19 protein-coding genes and 1 tRNA gene are annotated in these 22690 nt (G+C 38.0%); 14 read left to right on the top strand and 6 right to left on the bottom strand.

The window, feature by feature from the left end; translation table 11 throughout:
- The first annotated feature begins 712 nt into the window (after positions 1–712).
- Complete coding sequence (locus tag DSM106972_RS21900) at positions 713–1381, top strand: pentapeptide repeat-containing protein (protein ID WP_127082704.1); 669 nt, start codon at positions 713–715, stop codon at positions 1379–1381.
- A 42-nt stretch (positions 1382–1423) separates the two neighbouring features.
- On the opposite strand, the gene DSM106972_RS21895 is transcribed toward DSM106972_RS21900, so the two are convergent.
- The 3 genes from DSM106972_RS21895 to fraC all read right to left on the bottom strand — a co-directional run bounded on the left by DSM106972_RS21895 (position 1424) and on the right by fraC (position 4070).
- Positions 1424–2203 carry an ABC transporter permease gene (locus DSM106972_RS21895; RefSeq protein WP_127082703.1) on the bottom strand — a complete coding sequence of 260 codons (780 nt, stop codon included), beginning with the start codon at positions 2201–2203 and terminating at the stop codon, positions 1424–1426.
- Positions 2204–2353: 150 nt separating this feature from the next.
- A complete protein-coding gene (gene fraD, locus DSM106972_RS21890) occupies positions 2354–3439 on the bottom strand; it encodes a septal junction protein FraD (protein WP_127082702.1) in 1086 nt (361 codons plus the stop codon).
- 70 nt (positions 3440–3509) lie between these two features.
- Positions 3510–4070 carry a filament integrity protein FraC gene (fraC, locus tag DSM106972_RS21885; RefSeq protein WP_127082701.1) on the bottom strand — a complete coding sequence of 187 codons (561 nt, stop codon included), beginning with the start codon at positions 4068–4070 and terminating at the stop codon, positions 3510–3512.
- A 266-nt stretch (positions 4071–4336) separates the two neighbouring features.
- On the opposite strand from fraC, the gene DSM106972_RS21880 reads away from it, so the two are divergent.
- Positions 4337–5473 (top strand): cob(I)yrinic acid a,c-diamide adenosyltransferase, encoded by a 1137-nt coding sequence (locus tag DSM106972_RS21880; RefSeq protein WP_127082700.1) that lies wholly within the window; start codon positions 4337–4339, stop codon positions 5471–5473.
- 206 nt (positions 5474–5679) lie between these two features.
- On the opposite strand, the gene DSM106972_RS21875 is transcribed toward DSM106972_RS21880, so the two are convergent.
- Positions 5680–5751, bottom strand: a tRNA-Thr gene (locus DSM106972_RS21875).
- 383 nt (positions 5752–6134) lie between these two features.
- On the opposite strand from DSM106972_RS21875, the gene argF reads away from it, so the two are divergent.
- The 8 genes from argF to DSM106972_RS21835 all read left to right on the top strand — a co-directional run bounded on the left by argF (position 6135) and on the right by DSM106972_RS21835 (position 14017).
- A complete protein-coding gene (argF, locus tag DSM106972_RS21870; RefSeq protein WP_127082699.1) occupies positions 6135–7055 on the top strand; it encodes an ornithine carbamoyltransferase in 921 nt (306 codons plus the stop codon).
- 340 nt (positions 7056–7395) lie between these two features.
- Entirely contained in the window at positions 7396–8004 is a 609-nt protein-coding gene (lexA, locus tag DSM106972_RS21865) for a transcriptional repressor LexA (protein ID WP_073623552.1), read from the top strand.
- Positions 8005–8279: 275 nt separating this feature from the next.
- Entirely contained in the window at positions 8280–9791 is a 1512-nt protein-coding gene (locus DSM106972_RS21860) for a DNA phosphorothioation system restriction enzyme (RefSeq protein WP_127082698.1), read from the top strand.
- Positions 9792–9845: 54 nt separating this feature from the next.
- A complete protein-coding gene (locus tag DSM106972_RS53665; RefSeq protein ID WP_127082697.1) occupies positions 9846–10067 on the top strand; it encodes a hypothetical protein in 222 nt (73 codons plus the stop codon).
- A gap of 421 nt (positions 10068–10488) precedes the next feature.
- Positions 10489–10704 (top strand): hypothetical protein, encoded by a 216-nt coding sequence (locus DSM106972_RS21850; RefSeq protein ID WP_127082696.1) that lies wholly within the window; start codon positions 10489–10491, stop codon positions 10702–10704.
- Positions 10701–12776: an AAA family ATPase gene (locus DSM106972_RS21845; RefSeq protein ID WP_127082695.1), complete on the top strand. Its 2076-nt coding sequence runs from the start codon at positions 10701–10703 to the stop codon at positions 12774–12776. The genes DSM106972_RS21850 and DSM106972_RS21845 overlap by 4 nt, the downstream gene beginning before the upstream one ends.
- The gene (locus tag DSM106972_RS21840; RefSeq protein WP_127082694.1) at positions 12766–13416 is read left to right on the top strand and encodes a Uma2 family endonuclease; all 651 of its coding nucleotides are present in this window, start codon (positions 12766–12768) and stop codon (positions 13414–13416) included. The genes DSM106972_RS21845 and DSM106972_RS21840 overlap by 11 nt, the downstream gene beginning before the upstream one ends.
- Positions 13417–13543: 127 nt before the next feature.
- Positions 13544–14017 (top strand): DNA phosphorothioation-associated protein 4, encoded by a 474-nt coding sequence (locus DSM106972_RS21835; RefSeq protein WP_127082693.1) that lies wholly within the window; start codon positions 13544–13546, stop codon positions 14015–14017.
- Positions 14018–14361: 344 nt separating this feature from the next.
- Here DSM106972_RS21835 and DSM106972_RS21830 read toward each other — a convergent pair whose 3' ends face one another.
- Entirely contained in the window at positions 14362–15957 is a 1596-nt protein-coding gene (locus DSM106972_RS21830) for a DGQHR domain-containing protein (RefSeq protein WP_127082692.1), read from the bottom strand.
- Positions 15958–16236: 279 nt separating this feature from the next.
- Here DSM106972_RS21830 and dndC point away from each other — a divergent pair, with 279 nt between their 5' ends.
- The 4 genes from dndC (at position 16237) to DSM106972_RS21810 (ending at position 21207) form a co-directional block, all read left to right on the top strand.
- Positions 16237–17889, top strand: a complete 1653-nt coding sequence (gene dndC / locus DSM106972_RS21825) for a DNA phosphorothioation system sulfurtransferase DndC (protein WP_127082691.1) — start codon at positions 16237–16239, stop codon at positions 17887–17889.
- A 221-nt stretch (positions 17890–18110) separates the two neighbouring features.
- Entirely contained in the window at positions 18111–20111 is a 2001-nt protein-coding gene (gene dndD / locus DSM106972_RS21820; RefSeq protein ID WP_127082690.1) for a DNA sulfur modification protein DndD, read from the top strand.
- Positions 20112–20405: 294 nt separating this feature from the next.
- Positions 20406–20789 (top strand): DNA sulfur modification protein DndE, encoded by a 384-nt coding sequence (gene dndE, locus DSM106972_RS21815; protein WP_127082689.1) that lies wholly within the window; start codon positions 20406–20408, stop codon positions 20787–20789.
- A gap of 85 nt (positions 20790–20874) precedes the next feature.
- On the top strand, positions 20875–21207 hold the full coding sequence (locus tag DSM106972_RS21810) for an acyl carrier protein (protein WP_127082688.1): 333 nt from the start codon (positions 20875–20877) through the stop codon (positions 21205–21207).
- A gap of 65 nt (positions 21208–21272) precedes the next feature.
- Here the strand turns inward: DSM106972_RS21810 and DSM106972_RS21805 are convergent, their stop codons facing one another.
- On the bottom strand, positions 21273–22613 hold the full coding sequence (locus tag DSM106972_RS21805; protein WP_127082687.1) for a DNA sulfur modification protein DndB: 1341 nt from the start codon (positions 22611–22613) through the stop codon (positions 21273–21275).
- Positions 22614–22690 lie beyond the last annotated feature (77 nt).

The raw sequence follows: 22690 nt of genomic DNA, 5'->3' as shown, positions 1-22690 counted from the left end.
TTATGTTTCAAGACAAGCATATGTAAGGAAAGATTATTTTTTCAACCAAAATATATTTCTAAATAATATCTAATCTTTTTGATAACTTATACATTAAACAAAATACTTTTTAATGCAGTAAAATAGTACTATTGCACGTTAATCAATAATAAGCCTATCTAAAGATAGATTCATCAATTCAGGTGACTATTTACACTTTAATAGCTATTTAAACACTATCTGATTAAAATAGTGGTTTTGTATTATTAAAATTTTAATTGATTTTGATTAAACCTATCTAAAGATAGATTTATTAACTCGTATTAACAATTTGTGTCAAAGTTATAATTTAATTAATTTTATTGTTCGTGAAGAGGTGAATGTTTATATTTGTATTTTAAGTAACGTTAAACCCGATTAAAACTATAAAGAAAATCTAAAGATTTAGAGACTAAAATCACATATCAAATATTTATGACTTGTGTCAAGGTTTTGTGACACAATAAATTGTGAACACACATAACTGTTGTTACCAGCAAAAAAATTATACTCTGGATAAAGTATATATTCAGCTAGTTAATTTCCGATTTACGGTTCAGTGTGTTGTCTACTTGTTTACAAACGCTCTCCTAAATATTTTTATGTTTTGTGTTTTTCTTTACTTAAATGACCTGGTTAGTCAGTGTAACCTAAAATACAAAGAAATTTGCACCCTAAGAGTCCGAGGAAAATTATGAGTAATCAACTGGATAGACAAAAATCGCTCCTGAGAAAAATCTTTAATCAAACTACGGACAAATCGCTTCAGCATAAGAACTTAAGTGGGTGTGATTTGGCTGGGATTGATTTATCTGGAATTGATTTGAGTGGATTTAATCTTGTAGGTGCGAATCTGAACGGTGCAAATCTGAGTGGTTCAATCCTTACAGGTACAAATTTGAGTGGTGCAAACCTTGTCAAGGTTAATTTGAGGGAAGCTTACTTACATGAGGCTTGTCTATGTGAGGCTAATTTAATGGACGCGGATTTATCGCGAGCTAATTTATGTGGTGCTTTTTTATGGCGTGCAAAGCTAAAGCGTGCTAATTGCTGGGCAGCTTCGTTATGTGGTGCAGATTTACGAAAGACTGACTTTCGTGATGCTCAACTAGTTGAAGCTTCGTTAATCGAAGCTAACTTGATTAAAGCTAATCTTAGTAATGCCAAGTTATGCGGCGCCAATTTTGTTGAAGCTAATCTAAATCAGGTTAATTTGACAAACGCCAATTTAAGTTGGGCAAATTTGATTCAAGCAAATCTGTTTGAAGCAAATATCAGCGGCGCCAATTTCTATAATGCTAAGTTAACAGATACAATTATGCCCGATGGGACAATTGACCAACCACATGTATTGTTTGATTAAATATTAAAATAGCGAATAATGGGGGTGCCATTCGACCCCCAATTAAAATTCGCGCTTAGAAATTAAAAGAATAGCTAAACTCAATAGCATAACGCTATAAAATATACCGTAACCAGCATTGGCAACCAATGTCATAGATGATGGTAAAGCTTGTAAACCGTAAACAGCTTCGTTTTTAAAATCTAACCGCGATAAATCGGGCAGTATCAAATATATAGCTTGCGTTATTCTTTCAATTACAGGGTTACGACTAATATTACCAAGTTTGAGAAGGTCTTGAGTAATACTGCCCATGAGATATATACCGAAAGTCAAAGCTGTTGCTAATAGCGAACTAGTGAAAACACCCAAGGTAATTGCAACAGCAGCAATTAAACAAAGCTGTAACAATAAAAATATCAACGCAATTGTTATAGCTTGTACCGAGTAAGATACTTTAGCAATTTGTAAACAGCCTAACATTATAGCAGTCATTGCCAATACCAACACAGTTAACACCGCTGATAATCCCAGAAACTTACCAGCGATAAACTCACTCCGACTAATCGGTTTGGCTATCAACATCAAAATCGTGCGCTTTTCGATTTCCTTGTTTACTAAACTTGTGCCAATAAATATTGCCACTATCACACCTAACCCACTCATAAAAGCTAAAGCAAAATCTGGAAGCATTTTGTCTTCAGTGGCAGCGGCAAATTCAGGCAACAGACGCATTGAAGCAACAACAATCAAGGCATAGAAACCAATAATATAAAGTATGCGGTCACGCACTACTTCGCGAAATACATTTAACGATAGTACTAGTATTCTACCAAAGTTCATAAGTTAAGAATAATTGGGTAAGGGTAAAGGGAAAAGGTACAAATGGTTTATCCAAGGTATACCAAATTCTTTATACCCGCTTGATTGGGTATCTGCCCACTATGAAGTTGATAATTATCCTTTTACCCCTTACCATGAAGCCCGAAATAATTATTGCTTTGGTGGAAGACTTTCGGGGACGGGTTTAGGCGCCTGATCGCATTGAATTTCTGCAACAGTGATTCTTTCTCCTGGCTTCTTGATATTTACTGTTGACACATCTGCTGGTCGGGAGATGGGGTCAATTTGACAAGATTTACGTAGGTAATAGCTCTTGTTGGCAGACCTTGGACCATCCCAGGAGGCTAATAAATCTAAACGATACCCGCCACCTTTTCTATTAATTACGCGCGCATCAACATTCCAATATCTCAATTCTTCAAGGCTTTCTACTTGATTTTCTCGAACTTTTTTACCGCTTTGACGACTTAAATCTTGTATAACTTGTCTGCCTAAAGCATTTACTCTACCTAAAGAGTTTTTAGTATTTGGCGCTTCAATTAGCCAGCGTTCAACATTTGACCAAGGTGTTGCTTCGAGTTGTTGTTGAACTAATGGCTGTATTCTATTTAAGATTTTGGCGCCGTTTTCAGGAACTTGTCTGCGCGTTTCGGTTTTAATAACAAAAGCACTGCGACTAAAATCTTCAAATAATAAGGTCGGATATTGTCTTGCCCATTTGTCAACAGTAAAATAAAGTTGTATCCAAGCACTCAATATCAAACAACAGCCAACTAAAACAATAATTCTCTGGCGTACTTCAGCTTTGGGTATTTGACGTTTAGAATCGATACCACTACCTTCAAAGAATTCTGGAACCGCCGTAATTAGCGCACTAATGGTAGGCCACAACACAATAGTTCTTGTTGTGATTATATCTTCCTCATGACCGAAAGCAAAAACGCTAACTAAAAATCCTGTAATCACAGCACCAATTGGCATATTGGTACCAGGGATTAGTATAGGCTGGTCGGTTGTATACCAAGATGTACCTGCGATTAAAAATGCCCAGCCAAAAAAGGCAATTACGTTTTTAATTGGGTATCCAGCTAAGGACGACATTATCCAAGAAAATAAACTCAGATAAATCAAAGTTTGCCAAGAATAAGCGCGAGGTGGAATGAATATCTTTTTTAGTCGTTCATAAATGCTTTCAACAATACCTAGTAAGCCGAATAAGTCTTTTGTTATTTGCATAGTATTTTCTACTCATTTGTAGATGGTTAATAGTTTGTGAGTCTGTTTTGAGGATATAATTTTAACTCAATTACTTCAAAAGTGTAGTGATTAATAAAATGATAATAGTTATTGCAGTATAACTCAGCGAGTTTCCGATCAGAACAGTTGTTAGTATGCTTGTATTTTGCAACTTCATTCGACCTAGGCGCCGCGAAGTTTTACGACCAATAATTTGGGCTTCTTGTTTTACTTGTCCAGGTTCGCGTAGTGACATCAATGCCATTTTTAGCAGGAAAAATTTGACTAGAAAAGTCGAGAAGAAAATGATGAAAGCAGTCATCATTAAAATTAACAAACTAGTATTACCACCTGGTCGGTTAAAGAAAAAGTAGCTAACTATTTCTGATCTGATTTCGGGCAGTAAGATTGGCTCAACCAAGAAAAAGACAAACCACCCAATGGCACCGGAAAATAGATTGATAGCTATCGAGTAAAATATACTAGTGCGCTTGTCAAATTTGAGTCTATTAGTAAGTATATACGCTTCAATCGGTATCGCAAGCGTAAAAAATAGAAAATTGAACAGAATTGCACCAAGCGGCAAAACAGGGGATACATCAAAAAACGGGAAACTAACAAAATCTAGCATACGAGTGTTGATAGTAGTGTTTGAGTAAAGGTGTAACAGCGTGTCTTACACCTGTTGGGGGAAATTATCGCATTCTCAAGCGTTGTTTAACACTGTTTGATACAGAACTTTCCATACGATTTAACCAAGACATAGTATAAGGCACATAGTTAAAACTATTGGTAATAAGTAATTTAGTTGGGAGAGGGTCTACAAAAAATATTACACAAGCAAGAACGTCGAAACGCGCTACCATATAACACTGCGAACTAATAACTCTGGGTAAAATGACAAGGAACGGCATTGGTATTCGCACAGCTAGTGTGCTTTCTCAAAGGGTAACGGGACAAATTCATGTTTATGATGGTTTAGGTAAGGGTAAATCTCAAGCCGCTTTGGGTGTAGTTTTACGCTCGATAGGTTTAGGTATAAATACTCCGAATAATTACAATCGTGTTTTACTGCTACGATTTCTGAAGGGGCCTGAGCGTGACTACGATGAAGACGGCGCCATAGCGGCTTTGCAAAGTGGTTTTCCGCATTTAATAGACCAAGTTCGTACTGGTAGGGCAGAGTTTTTTAGTTCTGAACAAGTTACCAGTTTCGATAGACAAGAGGCAGCACGTGGTTGGGACGTTGCAAAAGGCGCCATTGCTTCTGGACTATATTCAGTTGTAGTACTCGACGAAATCAATCCTGTTCTTGACTTAGGTTTGCTAGATATAGATGAAGTCGTTCGAGTTCTCAAGTCTAAACCACACGACTTAGAAATCATAGCTACAGGACGTGCGGCGCCGCAAAAGCTTTTAGATATATCTGATTTACATTCCGAGATGAAACCCCATCATCACGAATCAGCATTATTACAAGGAATAGATGGTATAGAAATATATACAGGCGCCGGAAAAGGTAAATCTACGAGTGCCTTGGGTAAAGCCTTACAAGCGATTGGACGAGGTATAAACCATCCTGGTTCAACGCGCGTGTTAATCATGCAATGGCTCAAAGGGGGCAGTGGTTACACCGAAGACGCAGCAATAGCAGCATTACAGCAATCGTATCCAGAAGTAGTAGACCATCAGCGTTGCGGACGCGACGCAATTGTATGGCGTAACTCGCGACAGGAATTAGATTATGTAGAAGCTGAACGCGGTTGGGAAATAGCCAAAACAGCCATCGCTTCTGGGCTATATAAGACTATCATTCTCGATGAACTAAACCCCACAGTCGATTTAGAATTACTTCCAGTCGAACCAATAGTTCAGGCACTGCTTCGCAAACCGCGCGATACTGAAATTATTATTACAGGTCGCTGTCAAAATCAACCAGCCTATTTCGACTTAGCCACAGTACACTCAGAAGTATACTGCCATAAACACTACGCCAACCAAGGTGTAGAACTCAAACGCGGAGTTGATTTTTAGACTCATAACATCTTCAATTAACCATTAAAAACTAAGCATATGAACGAAAGTACACTCGACTTAATAACAGCCGGACTAGCAGTAACTATTCTTGCTGGTGGAATGCTAATGATGTATACAACCATTTTCACAACCAAGAGGTAGTACCAAATCTGAATAATTGTAAATAAAACAAAAACCCTTTAATTAAAGGGTTTTTATTTGTAAGCCGGCAGTAGGATTTGAACCAACGACCTTCCGATTACAAGTCGGATGCACTACCACTGTGCTATGCCGGCGAGGTGTTTTGTTTTTTTGCTCAACAGTCATTGATTATAGCATAGTAGATTTTTTTGTAAATAGGTAAGTTAAAAAATTTATTTTAATTGGGGTTTTGATTTTAAGGACGGGCTTTCCTGCCCGTTCCACAAGAATAATGTAATTTCTCTGTCTGAAGAATGATTTATAAAATTCTGCGAATGTGGTTTATCTGTAAAAGGGTCAATATGTCCACTGGTAGCAATGCAACTGTTGACAGTTAACCTAAATCTTGGTTAAACCAAAGAAATATCTAGATAAATGTTTGACTGGCTAGCTAGCACTAGTAAACTGCGGTGGCGCCCATGAAAGCATTGCTGGGTATGAAAATGATTATAGTACTATTTTTCTTGGCAGAGAAAGCATGGCAGCGTTGATTGGAAGAGACTTATTAGGTTTGGCTGATTTGACTGGTGAGGAAGTTGAGTCTCTGCTAAAACTAGCAACCCAGTTGAAATTAAAACAGGTGAAGCCACAGTGTAATAAAGTTTTAGGACTTTTATTTTCTAAAGCTTCGACTCGGACTAGGGTGAGTTTTACAGTGGCAATGTATCAATTAGGTGGACAGGTAATTGATTTAAACCCAAATGTGACTCAGGTGGGTCGTGGTGAACCAACACAAGATACAGCTCGAGTGTTGGATAGATATTTAGATATTTTGGCAATCCGCACTTTTGCTCAACAAGAACTTGAAACTTTCGCCAATTACGCCAAAATTCCTGTTATTAACGCGCTTACTGATTTAGAACATCCTTGTCAAGTTTTAGCTGATTTGATGACGATACAAGAATCTTTCGGCTGTTTTCATGGGCTAACCTTGACTTATGTCGGAGATGGTAATAATGTCGCCAACTCTTTAATGTTAGGTTGTGCGTTGGTGGGTATGAATGTGAGAATTGCCACACCCGAAGGGTATGAACCAAATGCTGGTGTCGTGGAAATTGCCCGCAAAATTGCGCGGGACAAAACCGAAGTTATTTTGACTAATGACCCCGAAGCGGCAGTAAAAGGAGTAAATGTACTTTACACCGATGTCTGGGCAAGCATGGGGCAAGAAGAGGAAGCCTCAGATAGACTACCAATTTTCCAACCTTACCAAATTAATGAGCAATTATTAAGTCTTGCTGACCCTAACGCAATCGTTTTACACTGCTTACCAGCCCATCGCGATGAAGAAATTACCGACGCTGTAATGGAGGGTTCACAATCGCGAATCTGGGAACAGGCTGAAAATCGTATGCACGCTCAAAAAGCTTTGCTTGCTAGCATTTTAGGGGCAGAATAAAAATAAGGGCATTCGATAGGGAATTACGAAAAAAAGGTAAGGTATATGAGAATGAATCTTAAAATCTTATCAAGTAACTTCAAATCTAGGCGCCGATTTGGTTCGAGTTCATGCTTACCAGGTTCATGTTTACTAAATTTTTGTTACTTTAAGTTTTTTCTGACAAAAAACGAGTATACTTACTTATTAATAGGATTTATGAATCTCCCTACGCCCCATCATTCTTCTTACGAATATAAATTTTTTGATCAAATATTCAAAAAGTATGGTGCTTTTGTAAATTTTGTAGTACTAATGTTCTAAGGGAGATTTGTATTTCACCTCCTTAAATCTAGGTTATATGGAACGATTAACGGAAGCGCAAAAAGAATTGTACGAATGGCTAACGGAATATATCCGTATGCACCAGCATTCGCCCTCTATTAGACAGATGATGCAGGCGATGAACTTAAAATCGCCGGCGCCAATTCAAAGTCGTCTTGAGCATTTACGCACAAAGGGCTACATCGAGTGGAATGAGGGTAAAGCCCGTACAATCAGGGTATTGCGTGCGTCAAGACACGGTATCCCAGTTTTAGGAACAATTGCCGCAGGTGGTTTGATTGAGCCTTACAGCGATGCAGTAGAGCATATTGACTTTATGAACTTAGCATTGCCGTTACAAACTTATGCGTTGCGCGTCACAGGTGACAGCATGATTGAGGATTTAATCGCTGATGGTGATTTAGTCTTTTTACGTCCTGTGCTTGAGCCTGACTATTTGAAGAATGGCACAATTGTTGCCGCGCGCGTTGAAGGTCATGGCACAACTCTGAAGCGGTTTTATCGCGAAGGAGAAATGGTTACTTTACAACCCGCAAACCGTAAATATGACCCAATTGAAGTAACTGCTTCAAACGTTCAAGTTCAAGGTTCACTTGTAGCTGTATGGCGCACTGAAATTCAGTAGACCGCATCGGCTTTCTGGCGCCGATGCAAAACTTGTACCTTTTTGACGAAACAAGGTGCTATAGATAATTCTGTAGAGACGTGCGTGTTAGCACGTCTCTGCGGTCATCGATAGCGTGTTAAAAAAATTTACCAAAATAGGTATGACAGATTACTTGTTTGTTGTGCAAGTTGTGCTGTTCAAATTCACCCAGTCACACCGTAATTTGTATAACAAGTTCAAGTTGATCCCCCTTTATAGGGGGATCAAAACTCAAATATAAAATCAACTAATATATGTATTTAACCAAAACCAGGGTAGAAAAAACATCTGGGCAAATTAACTTATCTAATAAATTTCAACTTTCAACGAAAAAATTATTTCGTTCCGTCAGGGAGTCAACCAACAACTACCATGTAAAACCATCACCTGGGCGCCCCCATATACCATCATGGTTGGTATTACGTCCATATCAAACCCAAGCGATTACCAACTGGTTTAAAAGTAATGGTCGGGGTACATTGAAAATGGCGACAGGTAGCGGTAAGACTATTACTGCATTATCAATAGCCTGTGAACTTTACAAACAAATTAAACTTCAAGTATTACTTGTAGTATGTCCTTATCGACATTTAGTGACGCAGTGGGGACGGGAATGTGAAAAATTTAACTTACAGCCGATATTAGCTTTTGAAAGTGTAAGTAGTTGGCAAAGTCAGCTAACAACACAACTTTATAATATACATTCAGGCACGCAACAATTTTTAACTATAATTACGACTAACGCGACTTTAAATACAGACAGTTTTCAATCACAGCTTAGATATTTACCTGAACGTACTTTAATTATTGGAGATGAAGCGCATAATTTAGGCGCCGCAAAAGTCGAAGAAAGTTTACCCAGGCAAGTGGGGTTACGGTTAGGGCTTTCAGCGACACCCGAAAGATATTACGATGATGACGGTACTCAATCTTTACTTAGCTACTTTGGGGCAGTTATTCAGCCGGAGTTTACATTAAAAGATGCAATTGGCCAAGGGGCATTAGTTCACTATTTATATTACCCAGTTCTTGTAGAGCTAACTGAGACAGAAAGCATTGCGTATTCTAAGATTACCCAGAAAATTGGACGTAAACTTTTGTTTAAGAACAAAGAAAGCGCCAATTTAACCGATATTGAGAATAACGAGGATATTACACACCTGTTAATGCGACGTGCAAGGCTTGTTGGTGCCGCCGAAAATAAGCTTAACGCATTGCGCGAACTCATGCAGCGGCGCCGAGAAACTACTCATACATTATTTTACTGTGGCGATGGTTCTCCTCAAGCGGACTCAAAATCTGACTTGAGTCAACTTAGGGCAGTTACTCAAATATTAGGCGTTGAATTAAATTATCGTATTACTACATATACAGCACAAACACCCTTAGAAGAACGAGAAAAATTGCGGCGCCAGTTTGAAAGTGGAGAACTACAAGGTTTAGTCGCAATAAAATGTTTAGATGAAGGGGTTGATATTCCAGCTATTCAAACAGCCGTAATACTCGCGAGTTCAAGTAATCCTCGTCAGTTTATTCAGCGTCGAGGTCGAGTTTTACGTCCACACCCTGGAAAAGAAAGGGCAACGGTATTCGATATGATTGTTTTACCGCCAGATTTGGATAGGAATACGCTGGAAGTTGAGCGTAATTTACTGAGGAAGGAACTAAAGCGGTTTATTGAATTTGCTGATTTAGCTGATAATGCCGGAGAAGCTAGGATTAAATTGCTTGAGCTACAGAAGCGCTACGGGTTACTCAGTATATAATCTTGGCAACGGATGCAACGGATGTAACGGATGGGTTGTTGCTCTTTCTTCGTCATGCCAAGCAACGAAGCATCTTTGTCATGCCAAGCAACGAAGCATCTTTGTCATACTGAAGAACAAAGCATCTTTGTCATACTGAGGAACGAAGCATCTTTGTCATGCCAAGCAACGAAGCATCTTTGTCATACTGAGGAACGAAGCATCTTTGTCATGCCAAGCAACGTTAACGCAGTTTTCCCGCAGGGTAGCATCTTCAGGATTTTCACTCCTGTTTAAAAGTAAAGTTGTAACCAATTTTTAGTATAGTTTTTTTAAATCACCTATCCGTTACATCCGTTATAATCCGTTGCCAGTATTTAATATTACATAAGAATTGTGTAAAGCTATATATACAAAGACTTTTGTAAGATTGCCTTGCCAATTTAAATACAGTGCGTTCACGGATAGAAAAATATGATACGAAAAAGTACAATCGTATCTAAGGGGTTATTTGAAAAGTCAAATAAGGTATAAATTGTCATTTTGAGTGGAGAGAGGCGGAACGTAAACGTAAATGAAGTTTTCCCGCAGGGTAGAATCTAGGGTTTAGCCTATATACTGAGATGCTACCCTACGGGAAAACTGCGTTAACGTTCCTCAGCATGACATTTACACACACTTTTTAAACATCCTTTAAATATATCTGGAATAACTACTGATGGAAAAGCAAAGTAAGGTAAGTAGTAACTTAGAAAATACAGAAAATAATTTTGACGATATTGAGGATGTACAGGCGCCTATATCCACAGCACCAGAAGAAGTGAGAAAGATAATCGAAATGGTATGGCAGTTGGAAAAAAACCGACTTGATAGAAAAAGTTTTGGTCATATAAGTGACGATATTTTAACAATTATTAAGGGTGTAGTTCAATGAAGCTGATATCGATAAGTTTTTGTAACTTTCGCTCGTTTTATGGTAGAACACCAGAAATGTTTCTCGCAGTTGACGAAGTAAAAAATACAACAGTGATTCATGGAAATAATGGTGTTGGTAAGACGAGTATATTAAATGGGTTTACTTGGGTGCTTTATGAAAAATTTAGCGCTGCATTTGCGTCGGCAGAACAGTTAGTGAATAAACGCGCGGTTGCAGAAGCATCTCCTGGGCAAGCGGTGGAGTGTTATGTAGAAGTAACGTGGGAACATGATGGTAAACGTTATCGTGCGAAGCGTCAGAGCCGGGTGTATAGAACTGAGTCTGATGTGGAAGCGGGTAAGACTGATATGTTTATGTTGGTGACGGCAGGTGATGGAAGGTGGTTTGTCCCCGACCAACATCCAGACGATATTATTAATCAAATTTTGCCTTGTAGTTTGCACCAGTACTTCTTTTTCGATGGTGAACGGATAGAGAAAATTGTTCGCAATGATAAGAAAGCTGAAATTGCCGAAGCTACGAAAATGCTTTTGGGAGTGGAGGTAATAAACCGTTCTATAAGGCATTTGGCAGAAGCGAAACGTTCGTTAGAAGCTGAACTACGCACTATAGGTGACTTGGAAATTAAGAAGTTGCTGAAGCAGCATAATAATATTGAGTCTCAGGTTGAGGCAATTAGCAAACGCTCTTTTGAGATTCAGCAAGAGATAGAATATCAAAATATATTTAAGCAAGAAGTTGCTGGTCGCTTACGTGAACTGGGTGCTGTAAAGGAGTTGCAAGAAAGGCGCCAGCATTTGGAGTCACAAAAAAGTTCATTACAGAAGCAGTTAGCAAAAAGTAAAGATAACTTACAAAGGTTTATATCTAATCAAGGTTATAGTGTATTACTTTCAGAAAAAAATATACAGTTCCGTAATATTATTGAGAAGCTTAAAGATGCTGGTGGCTTAAAGTCTGGTATATCAAGGGAATTTGTGATTAATTTACTCAATGGCAGTAAATGCATTTGCGGTAGTTATTTACACGAACATAGTCAAGCACGTAAGCATGTTGAACAATGGTTAGAAAAAGCGGGTTCTTCCACAGTAGAAGAAACAGCTATTCGGATGACTGCACAAGTTGATGAAATTGACAAGCAAGCAGTGTTATTTTGGCAGGCAGTAGACACAGAGCAAGTAAGAATAAATGAGACCAGGCAAACACTTGGTCAAATTGAAACAGAATTGCAAGAAATTAAAGAAAAACTGCGAAAAAATCCAAGCGAAGAAATTCGCGATATTGAGCAGCGTGTGGAAGATATTGAAGCGAAGATTTCTGAGTTAATTTTTGAACAAGGTCGTAACCAGCAGCAAACCGATACTTTAAATATCGAATTAGATGATTTGAATAAACAAATAGCCAAGCAAAAGCTGAACGAAGAACGGCAACTGCTTGCACAGCGTCGTATTACTGCCACTACTGATGCCATTGACAGGTTGAGCGAAGTAAAAACCCGGCAAGAGAATCATTTTCGTTATTCGCTCGAAAAGCGAGTTCAAGAAATATTTAGTGCTATATCTCCGGCGCCGTATATTCCAAAAATAAGCGACAAATACGAGCTAACACTAATGGAAAATAGTCTTGGTGTAGAAATGCCCGTTGCGGCATCAACCGGAGAAAATCAAATACTCAGCCTTTCGTTTATTAGTAGCATTATCGATAAAGTGCGTGAGTGGAGCGGAAAGAAAAAAATGTTAATGCTTCCCGAAAGCAGCACATTTCCAATAGTTATGGACTCCCCATTTGGTAGCTTAGATGAGATATCACGGCGCCATATAGCCAAAATAGTTCCAGAAATGGCGAACCAACTAGTGGTGTTAGTGACAAAAACCCAGTGGAGAGGAGAACTAGAAGAAGAAATAGCGAACCGCGTAGGTAAAGAATACGTTTTAACTTACCATTCATCTAAACCTGACTGCGAACAAGACTATATAGAACTAAGGGGAGTTAGATATCCTTTAATTAGGCAAAGTCCCAACGAATTCGAGTATACCGAAATAGTGGAGGTTAACCCCGATGTTGAGTAAAGCATTTGAGGATATAGCAACAGCAGTAGATACAACACCAGAAACAAGTTTACATTTGTGGACTGTGGAAGACTATCACCGCATGATTGACGCTGAAATTATTACGGAAGAACACAAAGTAGAATTACTCGAAGGTCAAATTATACTTCGGAGTGCCCACAAACCTCCACATGCTTCAATTACACAAATATCATCTGATTATATTAGGGATTTGTTAAGACAAAAGGCAACTATTAGAGTGCAGGCGCCAGTAACGTTACGTCCTAACTCAGAACCTGAACCAGATGTAGCAGTTGTTCGCATCGAACCTCAAGGATACGCTACTGCTCATCCCGCACCTGAAGATATTTACTTGCTTATAGAAGTCGCAGACAGAACTTTGAATAAAGACCGCAAAACAAAAGCACGTACTTACGCTAAAGCCAAAATACCAGAATATTTTGTTCTAGATGTTAAATCTCAACAAGTGTATGTGTTTCGCGAACCAGAAAAAGACAACTATACGCAACAAACTATTTTAGATAAAAATGCCAAATTATCACTGGTTGCTTTTCGCGATATTGAAATTGAAATTAAATATTTATTTGAACCGTTAATTACACCAACACCACCCACACCACCGACAACACCCATACCCTAAAGGGTAGGCTACACGAGCAAAGCCCGCAGAAACCGGGTTTCTTTCTCACTGAACACAAAAATCTACAATAAAAACGAAAAGAAACCCGGTTTCTCAACACCACGAAAAATCTAGACTTACTAAAATTATGACAGAAACAGGCAAAATTAGAATCGCAAAAGATAAAGCCGAACTAGTAAAATCTCTAACAATTTCAGGTGGTAAAACAGGGGCATTTCAAACCTATGCTGATGTAGTTGTATTTGCAGCCACACTAGGCGCCAAACATAAAAAGCGCGTTCCATTAGAAGGAGTATCTAAAAAAGAACCAGGCCCGATACGTATAGAGCAATTTATATCAATGGGATATGACGTAGTAATTAAATTATTAGCAGTCGTCGAAACTCAAGATGTAGAAATACTGTCACCAACCGAAGAAGAGTTAGAGAAACAGCGCCATCAAATATTTGAAGAGTACGCCAACGGAGGGTTAGAAATAATTCAAAATGAAGTACTTGGCGCCGTAGATTATTTAGAACGAATATTATTACTACTCAGCTACGAACGTACAAGCAAAGACAGAACAGATGGAGAATTTGATTTAAGTAGATTTTTACCGTAATTGCAAGACTTGTAAAAAAGTGTGAGATTGAGGCAATAAAATTGATTTTAATTGGATTAATACAACTTGTAAATTAATTTTTAATAATTGCTCTGTAACCATGTCACAAATTAAACTCTCCTTATACGTTGAGTAAAAGGGTAACATAATCATTCTCTAACATCTGAGTAGTTAATACTAGTATGGTGTATGTAACAAATTATCAACAAAAATTTTTAGCTAGCTTTGCTAGACACATTGAAACACTACTACTGTGCAACTTGCTTTTGCCAAAGCACAGTAATAGAACTTTAATAATTGTATTTTATTTTACGTAAAAATTGTAAGCATACCCTAAAATACAACTACAAAATGGGTGGAAGTGCAATTTCTTTAGAGTCTACAAAATCACCTTCAAAATTTACTGTCTTATTCTCGAAGGTTCTTGCTTTTGCGAGACTTGAGCGTAATTTCGCGCGTTCGACTGAATCTTGGACTCCACCCAAAATATATATTAGTAGTTTTGCAGCTAAGTCTTTTCCAGCTACAAGTATTCGCTTGCGGTTAGGGTCATATAAAACACCGTACCATATGGATTTTGGAAACTCGATGTTATTAAAACCACCTTCACGGTCAAATTTGCGGAGCTTCTTAAAAATCTTTTCGAGCGAAAGTTCTTTTTTGAAGACTAAAACACCTAGCGCTTGAACTACTGCAACTTGACCAACTGGACGGAAAAGCATGTTTCCCTCTCCACTCTCTTTCTCGAAGCTAAAGCGTCGTAGTGATGGTGTGTCCTCTTCTTCTAAAACTTTATAGCTCGATAGACTGGCTAAATAATCAAACAGCTTATGAAACTCAGCAATTCCCTCGGACAATTCATCGCTCTCAGGACGTTTGGGGACTAAACCTTTTTCTTGTTTCCAATGTGGATATTTCTGCCCTAAGTAGCGCTCTGACATTTCTTTGAGTGCTTGCAGCGTCGTTAAGACTGTAGATTTTGTGGCAACTGTTGCGCTATTCCAATTTACGCGCGCTTTTCTATCCTCTCGCTGTTCTAGCAAGGGATGAGTAACAGCAATTTTTCTGGCAGCGATAGAGAAACCATCATCCTCATCTAACTGTGTTAGCTGACCTTTGGTCAAAGGTACTGCCATTAGGTTGACATGGACAAAAATCGAGCGTACTCTTTGCCTTGCTTCTTCGCGGGTTTCTCCAATCCCAACTGCCGATATAAACTCGATACCAATTTTTTCTTGTGGTATGTCTTTCAGGTAACTTTGTGAAATATCGAACTGTTCGACTAAATCATCGATAGTTATGAATGAATCATAAGGAGTTTTGTCTCTTTTATAACGTTGAATCTTACGTGCGGAAAGCAACTCTATTAAACCTTGCACGCCCATCAAACGATGCTGTCCGTCTAAGGCATAAATAGTTACATCTTCGTCCGAAATATTGAGTAAGCCAAATTTGTTTTTGCTATCTAATGGGGTAAATTCTATAGCAGACCTTCTTGCTTTTCCTTTGTTATCCCACTCTTCTGCGTGGGGAATGTCTACCCAAGGTTGGTTAACAACTACCAAAACTGGGGGAAACTTATGGTGCTTACGGGATACAAGATATTGTACTAAAGCTGATTGACGTGACCAGTCGATAGGACGCTGTTGAATTTCGTCGATACTCTCGGCATCTATCTCAATATTGCCCGTTTGAGGATTATACTTGTGACGAAGCAAAGGTAAATATGAAGCAAAGTTAACTCGGTTCGCAAACCATTCGAGGGTAACAGAGCCTACATATGCTTCTGTACCTCCCATTTCAACTTTTTGCACTGGAATTTGATTCTTATTGTCGAAACACTCATCGAGGAGTTGAGAAAGCACCTGTTTATCGGTGGTTCCTCCCAATGAGTAAGAACCTGTAGTATCCTTAACTTGCTTAGATGTTCTGGCGCCCATATGAATTTTTAAAAACTAGGGTTGACATAAGAGTCAAATTTTTTAACAATTATATGTCTGTAGTGTAGTTTTTAAAAACCATATAATGCTATATTTTATTATAAATATTTTTACTTAATGTGTAGTAACAATTGTTATAATCACGTTACAGCTATTTTGGAGCATTATTGTAAAGAAATGATAAGAATAATATGTGATATAAGTTTAACGGTTGTTAAGTCCGCTTCTGTAGCGGACTTTATTTGTGAGGTGTAATTTTGTGTTAGATGGGGAACTCATATGGCAAAAGTAAAAACAGCAGACAGTAAAGGTCAGCAAAAGCGTGGATTACCAGAGTTTATCGAAGATGTTCAAGCTCTGACAAAAGAAATTCAAGATTTGTACTGCTTGGACGCTGTACCTTGGTGTCTTGGTTACAGTGGTGGCAAAGATAGTACTGCGACTTTACAGTTAATATGGAATGCTATAGCCCAACTTCCACTAGAAAAACGTACAAAAACCATCCACGTAATTACAACAGATACTCTTGTAGAAAATCCTTATGTTTCCAATTGGGTACGCAAATCTTTAGAGCAAATTAAAATTGCTGCTAAAGAGCAACAAATGCCTATGGAACCTCATTTGTTACAACCAGAATGGAAAGAGACATTTTGGGTTGGACTAATTGGGAAAGGGTACCCTGCACCAAGAAGAAAATTTCGTTGGTGTACGGAGCGTTTAAAAATTAGCCCATCAAACCGTTTTATTCGAGATGTAATTCGCTCCTTTGGCGAAGCTATTGTAGTTTTAGGGATTCGGAAAGCAGAAAGCGCTCCACGTGCAAAACGGATGAAGGAGTGGGAGGCAAAGCGAGTTCGCGACCATCTCAGTCCTAATATGAACTTACCAAACTCTTTAGTGTATAGTCCAATTGAAGATTGGCGTAATGACGAAGTTTGGCTTTATTTAATGCAGTGGGAAAATCCTTGGGGATATAGTAACAAGGATTTGTTTAATATGTACAGAGGCGCCAGTGCTGATAACGAATGTCCACTGGTTGTAGATACATCAACACCGAGTTGTGGAAGTTCTCGTTTTGGATGCTGGGTTTGTACATTAGTAAGCGAAGATAGTTCACTTTCGGCAATGATTCACAACGACGAAGAGAAAGAATGGTTACAACCACTTTTAGAACTTCGTAGAGAATTAGATGTAGAGGAAGAAGACCGTTCTTGGAGAGATTTTAGACGCAGAACTGGAGGTGTTCAACTGTATGAGCGCAATATAGAAGGTGAAATTTCTGTAGAACCAATTCCTGGTCCATATATTAAAGAAGCTCGTGAGCATTGGCTCAGAACACTTTTAACTGTTGAGCAACAGTTACGACGCGATGCACCAAAAGATATGAATGAAATCAACTTGATTTCTCTTGAAGAATTAAGTGAAATTCGCCGTATCTGGTTAGAAGAAAGACACGAGTTTGATGATAGTTTACCTCGCATTTATAAAGAAGTGACTGGAGAAGAATTTAAAGACCCGCGTCCAGGTGCTGGCTATAGTTTACTTGGTAGCGATGAATGGGAAGTACTCGAAGAAGTTTGTGAAGGTGATGCTATGCATTTAGAACTAATTGCAAAGCTATTAAACACCGAATATCAGTTTCGTAAGCGCGCGCGTCGTGTTGGAATATATGATGAGTTGTTAAAGTGCTTTGATACAAGTTCGCGCTCACAAGAAGAAGCTATTAAAAACGCTCACTTCAAGCGAGATTTAAAAGACGCAGTTAGCGAGGGTAACATTCAGAAGGTCAAACAATTAACCATAGGAGATGCTTTACTCTCTGAGGAAGCAAAAAATTCATCTTCCAATGATGTATCTTTAAGCTCAAACGACAAAGATGATTCAATTGCTTCAATAAATTGGGGGAAAAAGAAGTACAAATCTAAAGATTGATTTAGCATTACCCAATCGCTAAAAATTCATTAAACAATACGTGTTTAGAGACAATGTTTATAATGTCTCTAAACAAATTATAAACATTTTCTTCTCCTCACATATTATTTATTTGTGTTCTTCGCGACTATTTGAACTATAATCTTCATGTGCCAAGGAATAAAAGGCTATCACTAATCTTGCATTGTATGCCTCTACAAAGCTGTAAATAAAAAACTATTATGAAATTTATTGAACTAGTATTACAAAACTTCGGACCATATAGCGGAAAAAACGTTATCAATCTTGATACAGAAGTTGATAAAGATACTTCACGTCCGATTTTATTACTTGGTGGAATGAATGGTGGTGGAAAAACAACATTTATGGACGCGATACGTCTGGCACTATACGGACATCGTGCGGAGTGTTCAACTCGCGGAAACTTAAGCTACAGTGATTTTTTGAGTCAATGTGTTAATAATCGTGCGACTCCTGTTGATAACACAAGGATTGAATTAACTTTTGAACATATTCAAGAGAATAAACCTGTAGTATATAAAATTGTACGTTATTGGGATAGTATTCCTAAAGAAGGCAAAGACTCATTAGGTATTATAGAATTAGACCCCAAAGTACCTGATGGATTGACAAGAGAAGAATTAGTAAATACCTGGGATGATTATATTGAAAATATACTACCCGTAGGAATTTCTAACTTATTTTTATTTGATGGTGAGCAAGTTAAAGAGTTAGCAGAACAAGAAATTCCACCTCCCCCTGTTGCAGACGCAATACGAGCAATGTTGGGATTAGAACTTGCGGATAAGTTAGCAGTTGACATTGAAATTATAGTAAACCGCAAGCGTAAAGAATTAGCTGATACACAAGATTTAGCAAACCTTGAAGAAATTGAAGAAAAGCTAAGTTCTTTACAAGAAGAACACATAAAAATTAAAGAAGAAGAAGCTTTGTATATAAATTATTTTAATCAAGCGGAGAAAGACCAAAAAGATGCGCTGGATAAATTTGTTGCAGAAGGTGGGAAAATAGCCGCAGAGCGTAGTCAATTAGAAAAGCAGCGTGACCAAAAAGTATTAGAAGTCGAGGAAGCACGCTTGGGTATGTGTGATATTTCAGCAAACGTATTACCCTTAGCTTTAGTAGAAAATTTACTTATCCAGGGACAAACACAAGGAGAAAAAGAATATCGTATTCAGCAAGCGCAAATTGCTAGCGATATATTATTTGAGCGCGATAAACGTTTACTCGATTTGATATCAAAATTAGATATATCATCTGAAAAGTCAAAAAAAATCAAAAGTTTTTTAGATGAGGATATTACAACTCTCAATGCTAATTTAATACAGCCGGAAGAACTTTGGTTATTACCAGATGCAGATAGTCTAAGCCAGTTAAGTAATATATTCTATCAGTTACAAAATACAAAAACCTTAGCCAAACAGCAATTAAAGATTTTAAAGCAAAAAGAAGACGAGATAATTACGTTAGAACGTCAAATCCAAACTGCGGCTTCTCCTGAAGAATATACTTATTTAGTAGATGTTTTAAAAAATGCTCAGAAAAAAGTTACTGAAGCAGGCGCCAAATGCGAATCTATTAAAGGACGTATTAGAGAATTAGAGGTAGAAATTGAAAGCACAAAGAAAGATTTAAGAGAGTACACCACACAAACAATAGATAAGAAAAATACCGAGCATATTATTGCTGCATCGGCAAAAGTACAACAAACACTCAAACTATTTCGAGAAAAGCTGACATTAAAAAAATTAAATAAGCTAGAAATTGAAATAACTGAATGCTTTCGCTATTTGCTGCACAAATCAGACTTAGTTCATCGTGTAGCCATTAATACCGATAACTTTAGGCTTTCACTATATGACGTGCGGGGTAAAGCTGTTCCCAAACATCGTTTATCGGCAGGAGAAAAGCAACTTTTAGCCATAGCTTTTTTATGGGGACTCGCGCGTGTTTCTGGGCGCCGTTTACCTGTTGCCATTGACACACCATTAGGGCGCCTTGACTCATCGCACCGAGGTAACTTAGTAGAAAGATACTTCCCAGCAGCAAGTCACCAAGTAATATTACTTTCTACAGATACAGAAATAGGTAAAGCCGAAGTTGAAAAACTTCGAGAAAACGAAGCTATCGCGCGCGAGTATTTACTTAAATATGACTCAGAAAAGCGTCAAACATCAGTAGTTGATGGATATTTCTGGTAATAGAGGATGATAGGAGCAATGTTAAGCTGTTTTGATGTAGCTAAATATTTTTTGGCTCAAGCTTCTGAGTGCAGAAATTTCTCATAGTTCAATGAAGGAATATTTTAAAACTCAGCTAGAAAATGAAGAAGCGGTTTTATGTTAATAAGCTTTATCTTTACTCATAATTTGGGTTACACAAGGTAAAATTTTTAGACAATGAGTGGTGAGATTCTTCGCTTCGCTCAGAATGACAGTTATGGCTAACTCCTAACTCCTAACCCCTAACTCCTAACTCCTAACTCTTAACTTATTATGGAACCACCTCTTGAACGTGTCAAAATATCGCAAACGGCAAAAGAGCAATTAATTAAGCTCAAGCGTATTACAAAAATAGACCAATGGAATATATTATGCCGTTGGGCACTATGTCGTTCGCTAGCAGAACCAACACCTCCCTCTCCAGTACCTATAAAATTAGATAGTAATGTTGAGATGAATTGGCGTGTATTTGGTGGTGAGATTTCCGATATGCTGTTAATAGCCCTTAAACAGCGCTGCTATAACGATGGTTTCGGCACTACAAAAGAAGTTTTAGCAGAACAGCTAACATTACACCTACATCGTGGCATAGGTTATTTGGCTGGCGACCAAAAAATTAAGAAAATTGAAGATTTAATTGAATTAACAGTAAATTAGCTATGTTAGAAGACCCAGAAAAATCAGGGGAAGTCTAGAGTAGGTAAAGGGAAACGCTACGAATGTATTTTTGAAAGCGAGGTTAATGATGCTTGAACTTCCAATTATCCCCAAAGTTGGCGAAGTTTTCTTAGCCGTTGAATTAAGTGCTATACAAAATATGACTGTTGCTGAAACTCTAAACCGATTAGAGAATATGGGCTACAATCCAACTCTACGTTATCGGCAATCTAAAGATGGTAGTATTTCCGTTTACGCTTTACTCAAGCACGAGCATATAAATCCTGATATATTGCAATCAGATTACCTTGGCGAAGAACTTGATGCACTAGCAGAAGTAATTCAGGCGCCAGATGCTATTGTCTCACCTCGCGGAATTAGTAGTGTTAAAAAACCAAGCTCAATAATTAGTGTTTGATTTTTAACGTTGGGATGCTTTTATATGTTGGGTTCCGCAAAGCCTCCACCCAACCTACTATAGTCTTACTCAGGAGTGTCTTCTTGCTCATTTTCTAGATGTTCCTGGTTAGGTCTACCTGACCAATCTATTGGTTCTAGTAAATTTGCTCTAAAATCTTCAACGGTATCACGATACTTCTGCTTCAAGTCTCTAATTCTGGTATCTATTTTTAGTCCCAAAGCGTGGCTGATGATGTCGGCAATTAATTTTCTTGACTCCCTACCAGCGTCCGCGCGCTGTTTAATTGGGTTCCAAATTACATTCACCCAAGGCGCCTTATCTATATCCGCAGGTACGTGAGTCATAATAGCATCAATCGCATCTTCGATAGATTTACCTTGAACTTTGACTAGTTTCAACACATCAGCTAAGATGTACTGACCGATAGGACGAGCATAAACATTTCCCCCAGCAATTGGTTTTCCACCATCATCAAAAATAAGCACACCATCAGCATCCGCGCGTTTGCGAATATCTCCAGCTTTTTTTCTACCCCTAAGAACATCATCAAAACCTGGACATTTATGTAACCAACACATCCAAACATGTTCTAGATACTTATAAAAATCGTCTAATTCTTCATCAGAAGGTCGGAACTGTTTAAATTTTGCATCAATTTCTAACCCACCATTATAAGCCCTAAGCAATACTTCATTAGTCTCATAGAATGTTGGCAAGGTCGCAATATAAGGGTCATGTACTTTCTTTGGTGATATTTGCTTAGAACCTAAGTTACCTAAAACTAATATTTTTAACGTATCATTCTCTTTGATTAAACGACGTGAAACAATTGCCACTGCATCATCTTCATCGATAGCAATATTCATACCTGAGCTTGTAGGTTTAGCTCGACGGTTCAAAGTAGAAAATAATCTCCGAGTTCTCTCAAGCCCTTCCCTTGTATTCTCATGCTTTAAAATAATAACAGTAATTTCTTCTTTGCCTAGCTCAGGATTTTGTCTCAATGCTTCTTGAATTGACTTTAATCGGTGTTGACCATCTAAAGCATAATATATTTGGCTACCATCAAACCGCAATAAACCAAATCCATAACTTGAACGGTCTTCTTTATCATCAATTAAATGATGTTCATCTACTTTAACGTGGGAAAACATCGGTTCTCCTCCATATACAGCTACCACTAAGGCGCCGTAAAATCTTTGTGGTGCATTTAAAAGATAAGGAACCATTTCCTTTTGCACACGGTCTTGAATTTCTCTTTGAATTAATTCGTCTAAATGTTGATTTGCGTGAATCTCTTCTGCTAATCTACATTCACGCGAGACTTTACCTAATTTCATCACGGTGACATAATAATCCCAATCACCCATTTTTGCTTTTAATGCTGGTACATAATCTGCCATAGTAGTGCTTCCCTAATTAAATGATTTTACTATTTATATTTCGTGTGCGGCGCTTATGACAAAATTAAGCAAGGTTC

Source organism: Dulcicalothrix desertica PCC 7102 (assembly GCF_003991905.1).
Taxonomy (GTDB): domain Bacteria; phylum Cyanobacteriota; class Cyanobacteriia; order Cyanobacteriales; family Nostocaceae; genus Dulcicalothrix; species Dulcicalothrix desertica.
The sequence above is the reverse complement of the archived record's forward strand: the minus strand, read 5'-3'. Positions and strand labels throughout refer to the sequence as shown.